General features: G+C 61.4%; 22 protein-coding genes. 6 read left to right on the forward strand and 16 right to left on the reverse strand.

Going from position 1 to position 15,110, the window contains the following annotated elements; genetic code table 11:
- Positions 1-81 precede the first annotated feature (81 nt).
- Positions 82-1,311 carry a phosphoadenosine phosphosulfate reductase domain-containing protein gene (locus tag GCU53_RS23230; protein ID WP_152389684.1) on the reverse strand — a complete coding sequence of 410 codons (1,230 nt, stop codon included), beginning with the start codon at positions 1,309-1,311 and terminating at the stop codon, positions 82-84.
- Between the two features lie 394 nt (positions 1,312-1,705).
- Here GCU53_RS23230 and GCU53_RS23235 point away from each other — a divergent pair, with 394 nt between their 5' ends.
- Complete coding sequence (locus tag GCU53_RS23235; protein ID WP_152389685.1) at positions 1,706-1,921, forward strand: hypothetical protein; 216 nt, start codon at positions 1,706-1,708, stop codon at positions 1,919-1,921.
- A gap of 109 nt (positions 1,922-2,030) precedes the next feature.
- On the opposite strand, the gene GCU53_RS23240 is transcribed toward GCU53_RS23235, so the two are convergent.
- From GCU53_RS23240 to GCU53_RS23300, 13 genes are all read right to left on the reverse strand, one after another.
- Positions 2,031-2,213, reverse strand: coding sequence for a hypothetical protein (locus GCU53_RS23240; protein WP_152389686.1), 183 nt, complete (start codon positions 2,211-2,213; stop codon positions 2,031-2,033).
- 49 nt (positions 2,214-2,262) lie between these two features.
- Positions 2,263-4,107: an AAA family ATPase gene (locus tag GCU53_RS23245; protein ID WP_152389687.1), complete on the reverse strand. Its 1,845-nt coding sequence runs from the start codon at positions 4,105-4,107 to the stop codon at positions 2,263-2,265.
- A 6-nt stretch (positions 4,108-4,113) separates the two neighbouring features.
- Positions 4,114-4,839: a cell division protein FtsK gene (locus GCU53_RS23250; RefSeq protein WP_152389688.1), complete on the reverse strand. Its 726-nt coding sequence runs from the start codon at positions 4,837-4,839 to the stop codon at positions 4,114-4,116.
- Positions 4,840-4,851: 12 nt separating this feature from the next.
- The gene (locus GCU53_RS23255; RefSeq protein ID WP_152389689.1) at positions 4,852-5,052 is read right to left on the reverse strand and encodes a hypothetical protein; all 201 of its coding nucleotides are present in this window, start codon (positions 5,050-5,052) and stop codon (positions 4,852-4,854) included.
- A gap of 7 nt (positions 5,053-5,059) precedes the next feature.
- The gene (locus GCU53_RS23260) at positions 5,060-5,932 is read right to left on the reverse strand and encodes a recombinase family protein (RefSeq protein ID WP_208845397.1); all 873 of its coding nucleotides are present in this window, start codon (positions 5,930-5,932) and stop codon (positions 5,060-5,062) included.
- Complete coding sequence (locus tag GCU53_RS23265) at positions 5,929-6,144, reverse strand: hypothetical protein (protein ID WP_152389690.1); 216 nt, start codon at positions 6,142-6,144, stop codon at positions 5,929-5,931. Before GCU53_RS23265 ends, GCU53_RS23260 begins: the two co-directional genes overlap by 4 nt.
- 4 nt (positions 6,145-6,148) lie before the next feature.
- Entirely contained in the window at positions 6,149-6,958 is an 810-nt protein-coding gene (locus GCU53_RS23270) for a RecB family exonuclease (protein WP_152389691.1), read from the reverse strand.
- 267 nt (positions 6,959-7,225) lie between these two features.
- A complete protein-coding gene (locus tag GCU53_RS23275) occupies positions 7,226-7,474 on the reverse strand; it encodes a hypothetical protein (protein ID WP_152389692.1) in 249 nt (82 codons plus the stop codon).
- Positions 7,471-7,707 (reverse strand): hypothetical protein, encoded by a 237-nt coding sequence (locus tag GCU53_RS23280; protein WP_152389693.1) that lies wholly within the window; start codon positions 7,705-7,707, stop codon positions 7,471-7,473. The genes GCU53_RS23275 and GCU53_RS23280 overlap by 4 nt, the downstream gene beginning before the upstream one ends.
- Positions 7,691-8,053 carry a hypothetical protein gene (locus GCU53_RS23285; protein ID WP_152389694.1) on the reverse strand — a complete coding sequence of 121 codons (363 nt, stop codon included), beginning with the start codon at positions 8,051-8,053 and terminating at the stop codon, positions 7,691-7,693. Before GCU53_RS23285 ends, GCU53_RS23280 begins: the two co-directional genes overlap by 17 nt.
- Before the next feature lie 1,013 nt (positions 8,054-9,066).
- Entirely contained in the window at positions 9,067-9,330 is a 264-nt protein-coding gene (locus tag GCU53_RS23290) for a phiTE_015 family protein (RefSeq protein ID WP_152389695.1), read from the reverse strand.
- A 48-nt stretch (positions 9,331-9,378) separates the two neighbouring features.
- Entirely contained in the window at positions 9,379-9,558 is a 180-nt protein-coding gene (locus tag GCU53_RS23295) for a hypothetical protein (RefSeq protein ID WP_152389696.1), read from the reverse strand.
- A 515-nt stretch (positions 9,559-10,073) separates the two neighbouring features.
- Positions 10,074-10,340 carry a DUF1654 domain-containing protein gene (locus GCU53_RS23300; protein WP_152389697.1) on the reverse strand — a complete coding sequence of 89 codons (267 nt, stop codon included), beginning with the start codon at positions 10,338-10,340 and terminating at the stop codon, positions 10,074-10,076.
- Positions 10,341-10,593: 253 nt separating this feature from the next.
- Here GCU53_RS23300 and GCU53_RS23305 point away from each other — a divergent pair, with 253 nt between their 5' ends.
- The 4 genes from GCU53_RS23305 (at position 10,594) to GCU53_RS23320 (ending at position 12,193) form a co-directional block, all read left to right on the forward strand.
- Positions 10,594-10,869 carry a hypothetical protein gene (locus tag GCU53_RS23305; RefSeq protein ID WP_152389698.1) on the forward strand — a complete coding sequence of 92 codons (276 nt, stop codon included), beginning with the start codon at positions 10,594-10,596 and terminating at the stop codon, positions 10,867-10,869.
- A 102-nt stretch (positions 10,870-10,971) separates the two neighbouring features.
- A complete protein-coding gene (locus GCU53_RS23310) occupies positions 10,972-11,241 on the forward strand; it encodes a hypothetical protein (RefSeq protein ID WP_244306944.1) in 270 nt (89 codons plus the stop codon).
- Between the two features lie 105 nt (positions 11,242-11,346).
- Positions 11,347-11,595 (forward strand): hypothetical protein, encoded by a 249-nt coding sequence (locus tag GCU53_RS23315; RefSeq protein WP_152389699.1) that lies wholly within the window; start codon positions 11,347-11,349, stop codon positions 11,593-11,595.
- A 388-nt stretch (positions 11,596-11,983) separates the two neighbouring features.
- Positions 11,984-12,193: a hypothetical protein gene (locus GCU53_RS23320; protein ID WP_152389700.1), complete on the forward strand. Its 210-nt coding sequence runs from the start codon at positions 11,984-11,986 to the stop codon at positions 12,191-12,193.
- 162 nt (positions 12,194-12,355) lie between these two features.
- Here the strand turns inward: GCU53_RS23320 and GCU53_RS23325 are convergent, their stop codons facing one another.
- Together GCU53_RS23325 and GCU53_RS23330 are read right to left on the reverse strand one after the other, a co-directional pair.
- Positions 12,356-12,607: a DUF1654 domain-containing protein gene (locus GCU53_RS23325; protein ID WP_152389701.1), complete on the reverse strand. Its 252-nt coding sequence runs from the start codon at positions 12,605-12,607 to the stop codon at positions 12,356-12,358.
- A gap of 445 nt (positions 12,608-13,052) precedes the next feature.
- Positions 13,053-13,469: a DUF1654 domain-containing protein gene (locus tag GCU53_RS23330; protein WP_152389702.1), complete on the reverse strand. Its 417-nt coding sequence runs from the start codon at positions 13,467-13,469 to the stop codon at positions 13,053-13,055.
- A 220-nt stretch (positions 13,470-13,689) separates the two neighbouring features.
- Here GCU53_RS23330 and GCU53_RS23335 point away from each other — a divergent pair, with 220 nt between their 5' ends.
- Entirely contained in the window at positions 13,690-15,108 is a 1,419-nt protein-coding gene (locus tag GCU53_RS23335) for an IS4 family transposase (protein WP_152387531.1), read from the forward strand.
- Positions 15,109-15,110 lie beyond the last annotated feature (2 nt).

Raw genomic sequence — 15,110 nt, forward strand, 5'->3', positions numbered from 1 at the left:
TAGCTCGCCTGGTTCTCGGCAAGCCATGCAGTCGGCGGATCTTTCTTGCCAAGTGCTGGCTGCACTCGAGTGTGTAGCCAATCAGGCGAACAACAGCGGCTGAACCGCGCCGTCAGCGAAGACTTTGTCGAGAGGGGTAGTGGCGACCGGCTCGTCGCCGTCCCAGCCATCCGGCCAAGTGCCGACGGCGATCAGCTCGCGGATGCGGCCCTCCTCATCGGCGGCGATCAGGTCGATGCGCGGGCGTCCAAGGCGTTCGGCAGCCACGTTGCACTCGGCCTGGATGGCAAGTACACGCTCCAGGGCCATCAGCCGAGACTCCAGCAGGATCGGCCCCATGCGCTGAGGGTTGGCGGCGATGCTTCCATCCTTCAGGCGCTCGATGCCGGCCTTGCGCAGGCGGTGCTGGGGCTCGCGCAGTTCACGCCAGATCGCCTTGATGCCGCGCAGCGGCGTTAGGTAGGCCCAGGCGGGATTCTGCAGGACAGTCTCCAGCGCCTTCTCCTCGCTGGCCAGCGGGCAGCCAATGCAACCGGTGCGGGCGTTGATTTCCTCAGCCTCGTCGCCACCGTAGGCGTCGGCAATGGTAGCGGTGGACCAGTCGCCGAACTCAGCCTCGGGTGCCCAGTGCTTCAGCCACTCCCAGACATGGCAGACCCGCCAGTGCAGCAGCGGGGCGAGGGTGGCAAGCCGGCCGTGTAGCCCCTTCGCTTCTGGCAGGACCTTCTGATACCAGCCCTGGCCACATTCGGCCCCGTCCTTTCCGCAGCTCATCTCGATGCGCTTGTCGCGGATGGCGCTCTCGCCCTGGCGCACACCGGTGATCATCAGGACATTGCCGTCCAGCTCGGCCAGCCGCTGCTCGAGCGCGTGCTGCATCGGGTCGATCTTGATCTGGCGAGTGCACCAGCGGAGCGTATTGTTGTTCGGCGGCGGCACGCCGCGACCGAGGATGTAGACCATGAAGCGCTTGTCCAGCGGTGCGGTGACCACCTCGACGTGTACGCCGCGCTCCTCGAGCTCGTCCATGATCTGGCGAGCCGCGATAGCCAGCGGCGGCAGCTCCTGGCGTGTGTCGGCGTAGAACACCGTCAGGCTTTTCGGCCTCTGGATCTTGCCGGAGTCCAGCAGGTACATGAGCAGAGTCAGGGTCGCACTGCTGTCCTTCCCGCCGGACCAGGCTATGCCCCAGTGCTCATGGGTAGGGCCGTAGGCCTGGAGGGACTGGATGGTGAGCTCGATGCTCTCGGTCATCTGCAGGCGCTGGGCGCCGACGGCGAAGATGTCGCCCTGGCGAAGGTGGTGAGCCATGTGGTTGGTTCCCTAGAAAAGGCTGAACTGCACCTTGTCGCAGGCCTCTTTGCCGTGCGGCAGGGGCGGGAGAGGGGTTGTGGTCGGCGCCTCGGCCGGCGCGTTGCGCGCCTTGCGACGTCGTTTGACTGGCTGGCGCCGTGTGCTGGCGATGCACATGACGGGGCAGTCGTAAAGGCTGTAGGAGAAGTCATGCTCATCACAGTCGACCACCACCTTGGCCGCGCCTGCGGATGGTGAAGTTCTTGCCGCCCGGCTCGCCCTCAAGCCGGGTGCCGTAGAGCCGGCCGATGATGCTCCAGACAAACGGTGCCGCCCGAACTCAAACGGCTGAAATCAAAAAGAACTTCTGTGGTCCAACACGTCCGGCCCAAATTTTCAGGAGGAGAATCTTGTGAGCCGAGTGGTGAGAAACATCCGCAAAACTTTGGATTCAGTGGCCGCCAACAATGAGGCGGCTGCGATTGAGGTCATGCGAGCGATTGAGCAGCTCGATAACGAATTGCTTCGCCAGCGGCTACTGAGGGTGGTCCATGATCTGAACCAGGATGCCGGCGAGTTACATGCTCTTCGGCATGTCGTGCCGGAGCAGAAAATCCGGCGAGCGTAGTGGCGTGTTCACCCTATCGTCGTGACAGGTAGGCGTGACAGCTACGGCAGGCGGGTCAGCTCGGCCAGGGCAGCGTCGCGGAGGTGGTCGGCGTTGTTCGTGGCCAAGCTCAGCTCCTTCTGCTGCCGGTATCGTGTTCTTCTGTGGCCTCTCTCCAGCCCATCAGGAATCCTTGCCAAGCATCTTCAACGATGGCGCTGCAGTAGTGCTTTCCGCTGCGCTCGAAAACTCTGTATCCGCGCAGGCGCATGGCGGATTCGAATTTCTGGCGTTTCTGTTCGAGTTGCGTCATGGATTTTCCTCTTGGTTGGGCCGGTGATACGGCCCAGCGTCCGGGCGGATTAGGCGGCCTGCTGTTGGCTGATGCTGGCGACGATCGATCCCTCGGCTATCCAGACTGACTGGATCCCCATGGGAACTTTTGCCATGAGCTCTTTCATCGTCCCCGCGAGGATCGCAGTATCGAGGTCTCCGCCCTGCGTCAGCGTCCGCAGCAGACCGAGGATCTGTGGCCGCGCAGACGGCTGCAGGACGTCGAATCGATCCAGGGTGACGAAGCGCAGACCGGACAGCCGTGCGATGGCGATGGCCAGCAGGGCGTCGCAGCGCCACTTCTCCGATTCGCTCAGCAGGCCATAGGCGCGACCGCCGTAGGCGATGTCGATATCCGGGTTGATCTGAACCGGCGCCCAATTCGCGGCGGCCGACTGGATGGCCAGCAGGTTGTTCACTGGCTCGAGCGCGCCGGTCAGGATCTCGGCAGGGATACCATCCGGAGCCAGGGTATCGGCGATCAGCGACCACTCAATCACGTCGCGATGATGGCCGGCCGCAGTAGCTTTCAACTGCTCGAATTGCTGGGCAGTCGTGAGTGCATCGCGCAGCGACTCGACCTTGGCGCGTAGCCGATCACGCTGCTGGCGCAAATCGGCGATGACCTGCTCTGCATTGGCGATGGCCTCGGCGCTCGGTACGCTAGCAGCCTGAGCCTGCAACTCGGCCAACTGGCCGGCAGCCTGTTCGGCGGCAGCCAGGTCGCGCCGATCGTTCTCGACGGCACGGGCCAGGTTGTCGACGTAGGTGCGGAACTCCGGCGCGCGCCTGGCCAGGTTCTGGTCTGCCTGGGCGCCGGCTTCGGCCAGGGAGCCGTGCTCCTGAACGTAGCGATCCAGCAGCAGCCTGGTGCAGTCCAGCGTGTCGACGGTGTGCCATGGCGAGAGGAGGCTGTTTTCCTCCTCCGCGCCGGTGGAGCGCTCGGCCAGCGCCTGCCAGTCGGACAGATTGCGGGCCATGTCGTGGATCAGGCCCTGCTTGCCGCCGGTGGCAGCCGCTTCGGCAGCGGCGAGCTGCTCCTGCCAGTGCTTGAGGTCGGCGCTGTCGTTGCTCAGCTTGTGCTGCCGGCGCGTCACTAGCGCGGCGAGCTCCTGCAGCTCGGCGATGCGCGCGGCGCGGCCGGCTTCGGCGTCCCGGTTGGCCTTGTGGGCGCCGAGCGTCTGCTGGGCTTCCTCGAGGTCCGCCTCCAGATCCACCAGTTCGGTCGAGGCGGCGTCCAGATCAGCCTGGCTGACATCGACCGGAGGGCGCTCCGGAGCCCAGGTCTCGGCTTTCTGGCTGCCGTAGGCCTCACCGGTGACAGCCTTCCAGGCTCCACGCGCCTCGGCGGCGTGCTCCTTGGCCTGGTCGGCCGCGGCCGGAAATCCGGCGCGCAGCATGGGCTTGATCTTCTCGACCAGTGCCGCGTCGGCGCCGCGGTCGGTCAGACGCTTGGCGATCTCGTTCGGGCTGGCGCTGGCGCCGGTCAGCTCGAACAGCACTTGGCGGCGTTCCTTGCCGTCCAGCCCGGCGAACCGGGCCGCATCAAGGACGAAGGGCAGAAACGGCGCGTCGACCAGCGGCGCGGTCTTGCCGGTCGGCAGCATGACCCATGCGGCCTGCTCTTCGCCGGCGGCGTCGATGTAGGTGACGTGGGCCTCGCCCTTTTTCTGGCCCTCGGCGACCAGTTGGGCAATGTCCTTTTTCCTTGCCACTCGCCGCGGCTCGCCGGTGAAGGCCATGGAGATGGCGTCCAGAAGTGACGATTTTCCAGCGCCGTTCGCGCCGGACACCAGCAGCACTGGCTCAGAAAGCGCAAGGGCCGCATGACGCAGCCCTTGGAAGTTGGTGACGGTGATTTTCGTGAGGCGCATCGGCTGTTACTCCATGTCGATCTCGTCGGGCGCCTTGATGACGCGGTAGACGTTCTGCTCGGGCGTCTCGCCCTCGGTTTCCAGTTCGATGACTCCGTCGTCGAGCAGCAGCAGGATCACCCGCGTGGCCTGTTCGCTGCTGAGCGCGAAGCGGCTCTGCAGGTATGCCTGGTCGATGGAGCTTTTCTTGGTGGTGATGGAGAGGGCCAACTCGTTCAGCGTATGGTCGCCGAACTTCTCCACGAGCATCGTGAACTCGGCATCCTGGGCTTCGCCGTCCCAAGCGCCTGGCTCGCTCATGTCGGCGTCGCCGCCGTTCAGGTCGAGCGGATTCTGGTCGGGATCGGCCTGCACCTCGTCGGTGCCATGCAGGAATTCCGCGGCGCCGCCGATGATCAGCAGGCAGTCCTGGTTCACCGCGTCGAGCAGGTCGTGCTTGTGCGGGCTGCTGGGATTCACGACCAGCACGGCTTTCATCTTGTCCTTGACCGCGACCGACTCCAGCTTGCCGTAGACGGTTTCGCGTTCGCCGCCGGCGATGGTGTGGACGGCGATGGTTGCGGCGTTGCGCACCTGGCGTTCCAGGCGTTCGATCACCTCGGTTTGCTTCTTCTCCGGGATCTTCTGCCAGACATCGGGCAGGATGCGAATTTCCTGGATCAACCCCTGAAGGAGGCTCTTGCCGAGGGTGTCGGCGGTCATCGTCAGGAAGTGCGGGTTGTGCTGGCTCATCGGCCGGGGTCCTCACTGGTTGGCAATCCGCTCGAGCTGCTCGAGCTGGGCGTCGCTGATATAGGTGTGGGCGCCATAGCGCTGGAAGTTGCTGCGAAGGTCGGCGATGAACGACTCGTCCCATTCGGTAGAGGCGCTGAGCTCAGCCGCCCCGAGCAGAGCGCTGAACTCTTCCACATGGTCGAACCGTTCGATGACGGTTAGGTTCGGCATGGCATGGTCACTCCATGCTCAGGTCGCCGAGGTCGCTTTGCTGCTGTTGCGGCTCGGTCTGGCGCGCCTGGCGGGACTGCCGCGGCGCGGTGGCAGCGGGCTCCGGCTGGGGCTCCTGCTCGGTGCGGGTAATCTCGCCAGACACGGTATCGAGGCGTTCGCCGGGCTGATGGTCCAGGGCTGCCTGGTCGATGATTTCGCCGGTTTCCTTGTTCACCTGCGGATCGTCGTTGGTCTGCCGCAAGCTCCCCAGGTCGACGGAGAAGCTGCCGTTCATGTCGGCCTGCGCGTCGTACACGTCGCCCATCTCATCGGCGGTGTGAAGGCCCATCGATAGCTCCGGCGCAAAAGCGCGAGTCCACCAACTTCCCGCGCGGTACATCAGCATCTGCTGAGGCATGGTTTTCCACTTGCTGCCGTTCTTGCCATACCAGCCTTCGGATTTGGCGATGCCGATGGTGATGTCAGATCCGACCAGCTTCTCACCGGTGGCCTTCTCGATCGCCCAAGCGCGGCAGCCCCAGTCGTCAGAACCACGCTCGCCGAAGAACTCGAAGCGCAACGCGGAAAACCGGCCGCTGGTGTTGACGGTAGCGATCAGGAATTGGCTTGACCAAGTCGGTCGGCCGTGCACGATGACCAGGTTCTGCATTACCTGAAGCGGATCGGCACCGATGCGCTGCGCCATGTTCAGGGCGATGACACAGTTCGGCATGTTGCCCTGGTATTCCTTCGGCACCAGGCTGGATGCGGCCAGCAGCTTGGCGGCGCGCTGAGCGAGTTCGAAGCCCTGCAGGTTGGTCATGCTGACAGCGACGTGGCTCTGATCGCGGTGCTGGGCGGGCTGCTGGAGAGATTGGAGTGTGGCTGTCTGGCTCATGCCGTTTGCTCCTTGTAGCACATGAACTTGCGGTAGTCGGCTTCGGTGGCGACCTCGACGTGGCGGACGTCGTTGCCTTTGGCCTTGCGTTCGTGGGTGTCGCGCTGGGCCTCAAGGAAGCGCTGGCGGTCCCATACGCGGTGGTAGCTGATGATTGAGGCGTGCTTGCCAATCGGGTCGACCAGGCGGATGTAGAGGTCTTGGCTTTTCATTGGGTTAGCCGTCCTTATATGGGCACGCGCCCCAACGGGCGCAGTATTTGGGGTTGCAGGTGAAGCTCTGTGGGTTTGGCGGGAACAGCCCGCTACGGAACATGTCGGCGCCGATCTGGATCAGGCCGGGGAACTGGTCATTGCCGACCATCAGCTCACGCGCGCCGTGGATCTCGCCGGTAGCAGCCACCGGCTTGCCCTTCGTCTTGAGGCCGATGATCTCGGCCGGCGCCGTGCAGGGCTCGCCAGTGGTGTGCTCGTAGAGCAGTTCGTACGTGCCGACTTGCGGGCGGTGCCCCTTGGTCTTCGCCACGCCCTCGCTGGTCACTGCAGCGGTTCCAGTCTTCAGGTCGGCAATACCCACGCCGCCGGCGTCGCGCTTGATGCGTGCCCGATCAAGCGTGCCGGTCAGCCGCACGATGACGCCGCCGCCGCAGTCGATCTCCAGGGGCCTGGTCTCCAACTCGACAGCGACGTAGTGGTAGCGCGGGCTGATCTCATCGCAGTAGCGTGTATGCAGCGCCAGGCCTGTGACTTCGGCTTCACGGGGCGTGATGTCGGCTCCGCGCCAGTCAACGTCGAACTCGGGGTGGCGTAGGGTCTGCACCAGGTGCTCGGCAGCGTCGAAGGTCGACAGCTTCTCGCCGGTGACCCGGGCGGCATCGAACGCCGCGGTGCTGGCGTGGATGGCGGTGCCGAGCAGGGCGCGCGGGCTACTGGGGCTCTTGATGCCCAGCAAGTGGACGCCCTCCCAGCGGAACCCACAGTCGAATAGTGAGCCCCAGGACGAGGCCCGCACAGTGATGGTTTTCATGGTGGTAGTCCTGATCAGGCGAGAAGGGCGCCCAAGGTGGTGAAGGCAGTCCAGATGACGAGGGCGATGGCGAAGCCACGCCAGAAGATGCGGCGCCGGGCGCGCTGGTAACGGCTCATGCCGCACACCTCGCTTCCAGAGCTGCAATTGCTTTGATGTGCCGCCAGTAATCGGCGCGGCACATGGCAGGGGTAGTCCCAGTTGTGACGATGCGGATGGAGCCGCCTGCCTTGCACCAGGCCAGAGCGGTGCGTGGGTCTCTGGTGATCATGCTGCCGCTCCGATCTTTACGTTGACGCTCTTCCAGTGCGCTTCCTTGACCCGTTTCAGGTGCCGCTTCCAGTACTGAACGCCCACATCATTAAGATGCCCGGTCGTGTAGGCCATCGCGATCAGCCCCTCGCAAAATGACTCGGTGGGCCAGCCATTGCTGCCGTTGCGCTCGAGCATTTCGACGTAACGGCGGATGGTCTTTTCGGCTCGAGCCTTTGCGGCCTCAAACTGTGAGGTGTTCATGCTGCACGCTCCTCCTGTGAGGCCAGGCGGTTGATGCAGCGCTGCCTGGCCAGCTCTTCGTGGCCGAGGCGCTCGATTTCAAAGGCGTCGCAATCCAGCAGCTTGCCGAGCTCACGAACGTCATACGGAGCGTCGGCCAGTTCAATACCAGTGACGGTGAACAGGTCTACGCCGCCCTCGCTGTAAACCTCCAGCGTCAGCTGGAGCCCCCGGTGCTCAATGGCGATTTCCATGCTGCTCTCCTGCCTGCATTTGCGATGCGCCAGGTATGCGCTCGAAGATCCTCCAGGCTTCGCCGGGATCGATGCGGGAGGGGCCGACGTGGCGCAGTTTGGTGCCGTCGGGCAGCTCCAGGAGGATGACGGGCTCTACCAGCGCCTGGTCGCTGGTGTTGACGGCGGTCGCCACTGCCCAAGAGTCGTGGGCGGTGTCCAGGATCTGCACGTTCCGCAGGGTGACGTCCGGCGCCGGAAGCTCGGCGCCCTGGGCCTCGTGGGTGGCCAGGGCTCCGGCAGCAAAGATCAGCAGGGTAGAGGCCGCGGCGACGCCGGCCGATTGCACTATGTCGATCAGCTTCATGTGAGGGTTCTCGTTTGGTCGGGGGTGGGTGTCGCGCGCGCATGAGGAAGCCGCCTCGGAGCGGAGGGGGCTTTCTGATGAGGACGGGGATCTGGAGAAAGAGGGGGCGGCCGGTTACGCCGGCCAGGCGGGCACTCTGTCGCCACTGGCGTGCCTGCCAGCAAGGGGAGGAAGATACCTGACTTGCGGATTACTCGAACCGACTGGTGCGTCTTGCCGGGGACATGAAACCCAGCGTGGCCATTGCAGGAATGGCCGACTCACGCTGTCGGCATGCCGATCCGCCGACGGTGTTTGCAGGGTAGGCTACGAGATATACAGCCAGCCAAGCGGCTGGCTCTCTGCAAGACAGAAGGTAGGCAAGGAGGATTGGGAATGGCCGGTTACGCCGGCCAGGCGGTCACTCTGTTGACGCCTGCGTGACTACAGGCGGGGACGGTGTCACGAACTTCCGTGTCTTGCAGATTATTCAAACCGGCTACGCGCTTTGCAGGGGGACAAGGTGCCCTGGCGTGGCCATTAGGAATGGCCAGCTGACGCTGCCAGCATGCCGATCTGCCGACGGCTCCTTGCAGATGCCTATTGCAAGTATGAAGTACTCCCCTCAGCTGACAGGGAGTAATAAGTAAGGTAGCTATCGGGTAGCTCTTTACAAACCCAGCGGTAGGAAGGTCCTTCCCTGCGCTATTCACAGGACTCATGCAGCACATGTGCTACCGGGTCTTCTTGAAAAAAGGTTGGAAGTGTGGCCGGTTACGCCGGCCAAGCGGGCACTCTGTTGCCGCTGGCGTGCCTACCAGGAGGAGAGGGCTGATGAGCTTCCCCCGGCTTGCAGATTACTTTTACAGGCCGCGCGCCTTGCCGGTGCCGTGAGACCCGGCGTGGCCATTGTGGGCAATGGCCGGCTGACGCGGCTTGCATACCGATCTGCCTACGGTGTGCCTTTTATCATATGCAAATGATAATTATTATCAAATTGTCCGCGACGAATGGCATCAATGCACACTGCCAGGCTACCTGGTGCGGATGCCGGCAGCGTGGATGGCAGTGCGGCATTTGTCCCATGCCGGCGTCCCTGAGATGTGGTACTTCATGTCCTCCCTTGGAGGCAGCTCGATCACCAGCGCCTCACGCGAAGCCTTCCAGGCTGCAAAGGCCATGTTCAGCTTGTCCCACTCGTAGATTTCGCCGTCCCGCTCTAGGTCAGTTGGCGTCACGTCTACAACTGTACGGTAGACCCACGACTCGAACTCGGCGCGGAGCTTTGTCTCGTCCATATTGATCGCTCTCCTGCAGGCACCCTGTTGCCAGGGCGCCCATTGTGGTCAAGCAGCGCTCAGCCTGCTCGGCCGAACCTTCAGGATCTTCCCATCGACCTCGACCTGGGCGTAGATGCCCTGGCCGCGGCCGATACCGGTGTTGATCTCGCCGCGGTATGTGCCGGTTTTCACCTGCTGACGCGGGTTGGTGAACTTCACGGCCTGGCCGGCCTTGAACTCGCTCATGGAGGTTTCCTTCTGTTGGTGATTTCCCGGATGTCCCTCGGGAGAAGGACATCAAGGAAATCAGTGTTCCTGGCCACGCTCACCTACTGGGCTCTTGCGCGGCAAAATCTCGTCAATGTCAGTTCACAGGCCGCGGCGTCGATTCCGCACGGCGCAGCCTGATTCCTGCCCCATTTCCGCCGGGGCGTGGCGGGGCGCATTGCATGCCGGGTCGTTCGCGCGGTTTAGCGTTTCGCTTCGATCCGCCGTCGAGGTTGTTCCTCGCGTGGGCAGGCTTTCTGACCTGTCGGATCGCCGGTCGCCGGTAGAGGCAATGCGGTCTGTTTTCGTATTGCGGTGACTTGTTAAAGAGCGTTCCGGCTGGGCCGAGGCATCGCTGCCTGTCGGGCGCGGTGTGCGCGTCGATGGATTAACAATACGAAAGCGTATTGGAATGGTCAATACGTAAATGCATTGAATTTTTGGCCACCATGAAAAAAGCCCGCGCTCGGCGGGCTCTCTTTCAGCTTGGATTGCTAGTTGGTCTGGGGGGCGGGCTCGATATACCAGGAAAGGCGCACGCGCCCGTCGTCCTGCGGTGTCACATGCACTCCTTCGGTATCTCTGATCTCGTCCAGCAGCCTTTCCCAGTCCTGAGGTGACTCATCCAGCCTTCGGCTGATCACCGTTTGCTGCGCGGCTTGGGCACTAGGCGTGCTGATCGCATCCCTGATGCGCAGAGCCAGCCGCTCGTAGCTGGAGATTTGTGGTTGATTTGAAGGCTTGACCCTTGCTCGCGACATACAACATCTCCTTACCGCTTCGCTGTATGTCCATACAGTAGTAATGGCTAATCGCCGGATCAAGTGATTCGGAGTTGCCTCTCTGGCGATATGTAAACTTTTTGAGCAGGTTCAGCCTGCTTCAAGATCCCAGAGAAGCTGCTGGTTGGCTTGAAACAGAAAGTGTCATTTTAATGGCGTATTGACCTTGCCTGATACCAAAGTGCCAGAAAAATGATATTTTAGGTTCCAGGATGCCCAGGGAGCAGTAGCGATGACATTCGACGCAATCCTATTTTTCGCATTGGCGGGCTGTGGCTTGTTTGCCATAGGCCTCTACATCGAGGAATGGACACGTCCCAAAGATGAGCGCGCTCCGGATCCGGACGAGATGGCGGACGATGAGCTTCTTTTCATTGGCTGGGACTGGCTCACGCCGGCTGCCAGACGGCAGCGCTTGGCGTTGTACCAACGGCGCGTGCAGACCAAGATCGCTAAGCAGGAGAGGGCTTGGCTTCGGGAGCGGCCAAGCGCGTGTGCGAAAAGGTGACATGAAGAACGTGTGGGGAAAGCTGTGACCCGTAGCTTTGAGTTTGCCTCGATGCCGGATTAGGATTACCGACTGACTTTTGCCAAGCCAAGGAGGGCGCTGATGGTCATTGAAGTCGTTGTTGTAGTCGTGGTGCTGGGCTGCTGCCTAGTCGCGCTTTTGAAGCATCCTGGGGAAAAGCTGCCGCGGCCGGATCTTGAAGCCAGCCTGGAAACTGTCGACGACACCGGTCTGTTCCGCGGTTGGGATGAACTCACCAGCAGCGAGCAGAAGAGGCGCCTAGCAATCTATCAGCAGCGCGTGCGGGCCCGGATCGCAGAGCAGGAGAGGGAGTGGCTGCGGGAGAGGCTGAGGGTGGTTGCGAAAGGATGAGACGAAAAGCCCCATGCTAGACAGGCCTGTTGGTCAGTAGACCTTCTCAAGGCGAGATCGCCTGCTACAGTGATTAAAAAATCACCAAGCCATGGAGGGCATCCTATGTGGACGATCAGCACTATTTTTTTCCTTGCGCTATTGAGTTGCAGCCTATTCGCCTTGGGGCTGTGGCTGAATGCACAATCAAAAGACCCGCATGACTTTGACGACGCTGTTCTGGAGAACATGCGCAACGATCAGGGGCTGCTCTGCAACTGGAAAGGGCTCACGCCCTTTGAGCAGAAGATGCGGCTCGCGCTGTATCAGCAGCATGCGCGCGATCAGGTCGCCGAGGAGCAGAAAAGGGCCTAGCTGCAAGATCGGCTGGGGGAGTGCGCGAAGGGGTGATGCGAAAAGCCCCGAGCTAGATAGCGCTCTGCTGGTCCGTAAGCCTTCTCAAGGTGAAATCGCCTGCTACAGTGGTTACAAGACCACTAAGCCATGGAGGGTAATCTATGTGGGCGATCAACACCGTTTCTCTTCTCGCGCTTTTGAGCTGTGGGCTGTTTGCTTTGGAATGTATTTGATTGTGCGATCAAAGAGCCTGCATGATTTTGCCAACACTATGCCAGATAATGTGAGTGACGATCAGGGGGCTTGGTAGCTGGAAAGGTCTCATGCTTTCTGAGGAAAAACATGCCAAGTAAACTGCAGCCACTCTGCTACAGTTACAACATCACCATGCCATGGAGGGTGATCTATGTTGACCAACAATGCTCTTTCCCTTGCGCTGTTGTTCTGCGGTTTGTTCGTCCTGAGGCTGTATTTGAACAAATGGATACGATTGAAAGAGTTGCGTAGGTTTGACGGCGTGCCGAGCGATATGCTGGACAAGTTCGCCGAGCAAGAGCGGGTTTGGCTGCGGTTGAAGCGGTTGGAGAGCGGACTTGGAGGTCAGAAAGGAAGGTAAAGAAAAAGCCCACCGACTTCAGGCTGGTGGGCTTCAAATGGTGCTTCTTCTTCAAGAAGCCTGAACATTGTGCCCCTGCCACAGTGAAGATTTTATGACGGGCTGAGATGAAAAGCCCCGCGCGGGGTAGGCCCGGATTGCCATTCTGGAACGGGGGCAGGGTTAGTCGGCCGGCACGGTCCAAGTAAGCCGAACACCATCGCCCTCGACGTATTCGACCCTGACATTCTCAGCCTCGGCAACCTCCTCGATGAAGCGCGACCAGTCTGCTGCCGATTCTTCCGGCAGGCGGTGGACTGTCACATCCCTGGCCTGCTGCGCCTTCGGTGAGTTGATGAGCTTCTGAATGCGAGCGCCCATCAGCTCATAGCTTGAGGACTGGCGGACGGCGGTTTTCTTGCCTGGCTTGGCCATAGAGCTTGCTCCTATCTGTATCTATATACAGCATACAGCAAGGCGATATGGCAGGTGCTTGGTTGCTCGCATGCCGTTCATCAGGAACTCATGACATTCCCGACTAAAGCGCTATGTTTTTATAAAAGACACAACAATTCAGGGAAGAAACATGACACCTACCATGCTTCTTTTTGCGCTGGCCGGCTTTCTTCTATCCGTTGTTTGTGCAGCCCTCGGCATGTGGGTACGCCAGCATGCAGCCGCCGAGGCAGACCAATCTGCTGATCTTTTCCACGACTGGAATCGGTTTACGCCTGAAGAACGCAGGAGAATTCTGGCGGGTCATCGGAGGCGCGTTCTAGCCCGACTCGCCGATCAGGAGAAGGCCTGGCTGCGAGAGCGGCTGGGGGAGTGTGCGAAGGGGTGAGAAAAACGCGATGACGGTGTCTCGTTGACCACAGCTTCACGCTCTGGGCTGCGAGAACTCGCCTGCCGCCCAGAGCTGTTCAAACTCTTTTCGGAATCGTGCTTCTCGAGCCGTGTAGACATCAACGCGAGCTTGAGATTCAGGGAGTTCGCAGGCCTGGGCGGGGGTGTAGAAGCGCTCCCATGCTTCATTCTTCTGCCGCTCTTGCTCGGCACGTTGGCGCATCGCCTCCTTTTGCTGAGCGACTCGCTCACGTTCAAGCTGGATCTCTTGAGCTGACAAAGAGGAGTTGATCGCGACCTTATCGCTCTCGACGATTGCATCGAGGAAGTGTTCCCAACCAGCCTCGAATTTAGCTGATAGGAGTTGGATGATCGCTTCCCCTGCCATCTGGGTGGCCAACGAGCTGATGATCTTCTGGATTCGAGTGCCCTCTGTACCGTGCCAACTCATCTTCCAGCGCCCCAATAAAGCCTGCCCCAACAGCTTCTAGCATATCAGCAAAATCAAGTTGCACGCCGACGGCGCCACTGTAAACGACCGGCTCGACCGTCAACAGATGGGGTTTATGGACTTTCAATTACCCATATCTGCGACCGGTCCATATGAGCTTGTGACAAGAGGCCGCCACATGATTCATTGGAGGCACCGAAACGCATAGCCGAGGTGTCCCATGGACCGCTCTGTTTTGGCTGACGCCTCCTGGATTGAACAGGAACTCGCCGGCTCGACGTTCCGGGACGAACGCCTTGGCCGGCGGCTGCGCAAGCTGCTGCTGCAAATGGCGAATGCCGTGGGAGAACCCATCCCGCTGGCCTGCCAGGACTGGGCGAATACCAAGGCGGCCTACCGCTTCCTTTCCAACACGGCAGTAGACGAGGCGCGGATTCTGGCCGGGCATTTCCAGTCGACGCGTATTCGCGCTGCTGCCGTCGACGGTCCCCTGCTGGTCCTTCAGGATACGACCGAGTTTTCGTACAAGCGGGCGCACCCCGAGCAGATCGGCACGCTTACCACCATCCCCGGCCGGAAAACCGATGGCCGCAGGCCCATGCATACGCTCTGTGGCCTGCTGATGCATTCCAGCCTGGTCGTCACGCCGGAGGGGCTCCCCCTGGGACTGGCCGCAATCCGCTTCTGGACACGCTCGAAGTTCAGGGGAGTGACGGCTCTCAAGCGCCGGATCAATCCGACCCGCGTGCCGATCGAGCACAAGGAGAGCGTCCGCTGGCTGGAAAACCTGCGCGATGCTACCGCGCTGCTCGGCGATCCGGCACGGCTGGTCCATGTCGGGGACCGGGAAAACGATATCTATGAGTTCTTCTGTGCGGCACGCTCTGCCGGTACCCATTTCCTTGTCAGGACCTGTGTCGACCGCCTGGCCGGCAGCGGCAAACAGACGATTGCCGACCAGATGAGCGAGGTTGCCGTCCAGGGACTTCATGACGTCCTGGTCGAAGAGGGCAGGAAAACCACCCGAGCCATCGTCGAGCTTCGTTATCGTCGTATCCACGTGCTACCGCCGATCGGCAAGCAGAAACGTTATTCGGCCATCGACCTGACCGTGATCCAGGCGCGGGAGCGTGGGGAGCCGAGCGGCAGGCCGGCCATCGACTGGCAACTCATCACCGACTTGCCGGTCACCTCGCCGCAGGAGGCGATCGAGAAGCTTGACTGGTATGCCCTGCGCTGGAAGATCGAGTCGTTCCACAAGATCCTGAAATCCGGCTGCCGTGCGGAGGAAGCCAGGCTCAGGACGGCCGAGCGTCTGGTCAATCTCATAGCCTTGTTCTGCATCATTGCCTGGCGTCTGTTCTGGATGACCATGCTCAACCGCACCGAGCCCGAGGCCTCTCCCCGCATTGCCTTGACCCGGGACGAAATTGGCCTGCTTGACCGGATGATCGACGCCACCGGCCAACCTCCTCCATCGAGGACACTTTCCGACTACCTGATTCACATTGCGAGGCTTGGCGGCTATCTCGCCCGTGCCTCGGATCCGCCACCCGGCAATGTCGTTCTCTGGCGAGGCTGGTGCCGTCTCATGGACATCAAGCTGGGAGCACTACTCGTCGCTTCCCGCTATGGGTAATT

This window comes from Azotobacter salinestris (assembly GCF_009363155.1).
In the GTDB taxonomy this organism is placed as follows: Bacteria; Pseudomonadota; Gammaproteobacteria; order Pseudomonadales; family Pseudomonadaceae; genus Azotobacter; species Azotobacter salinestris.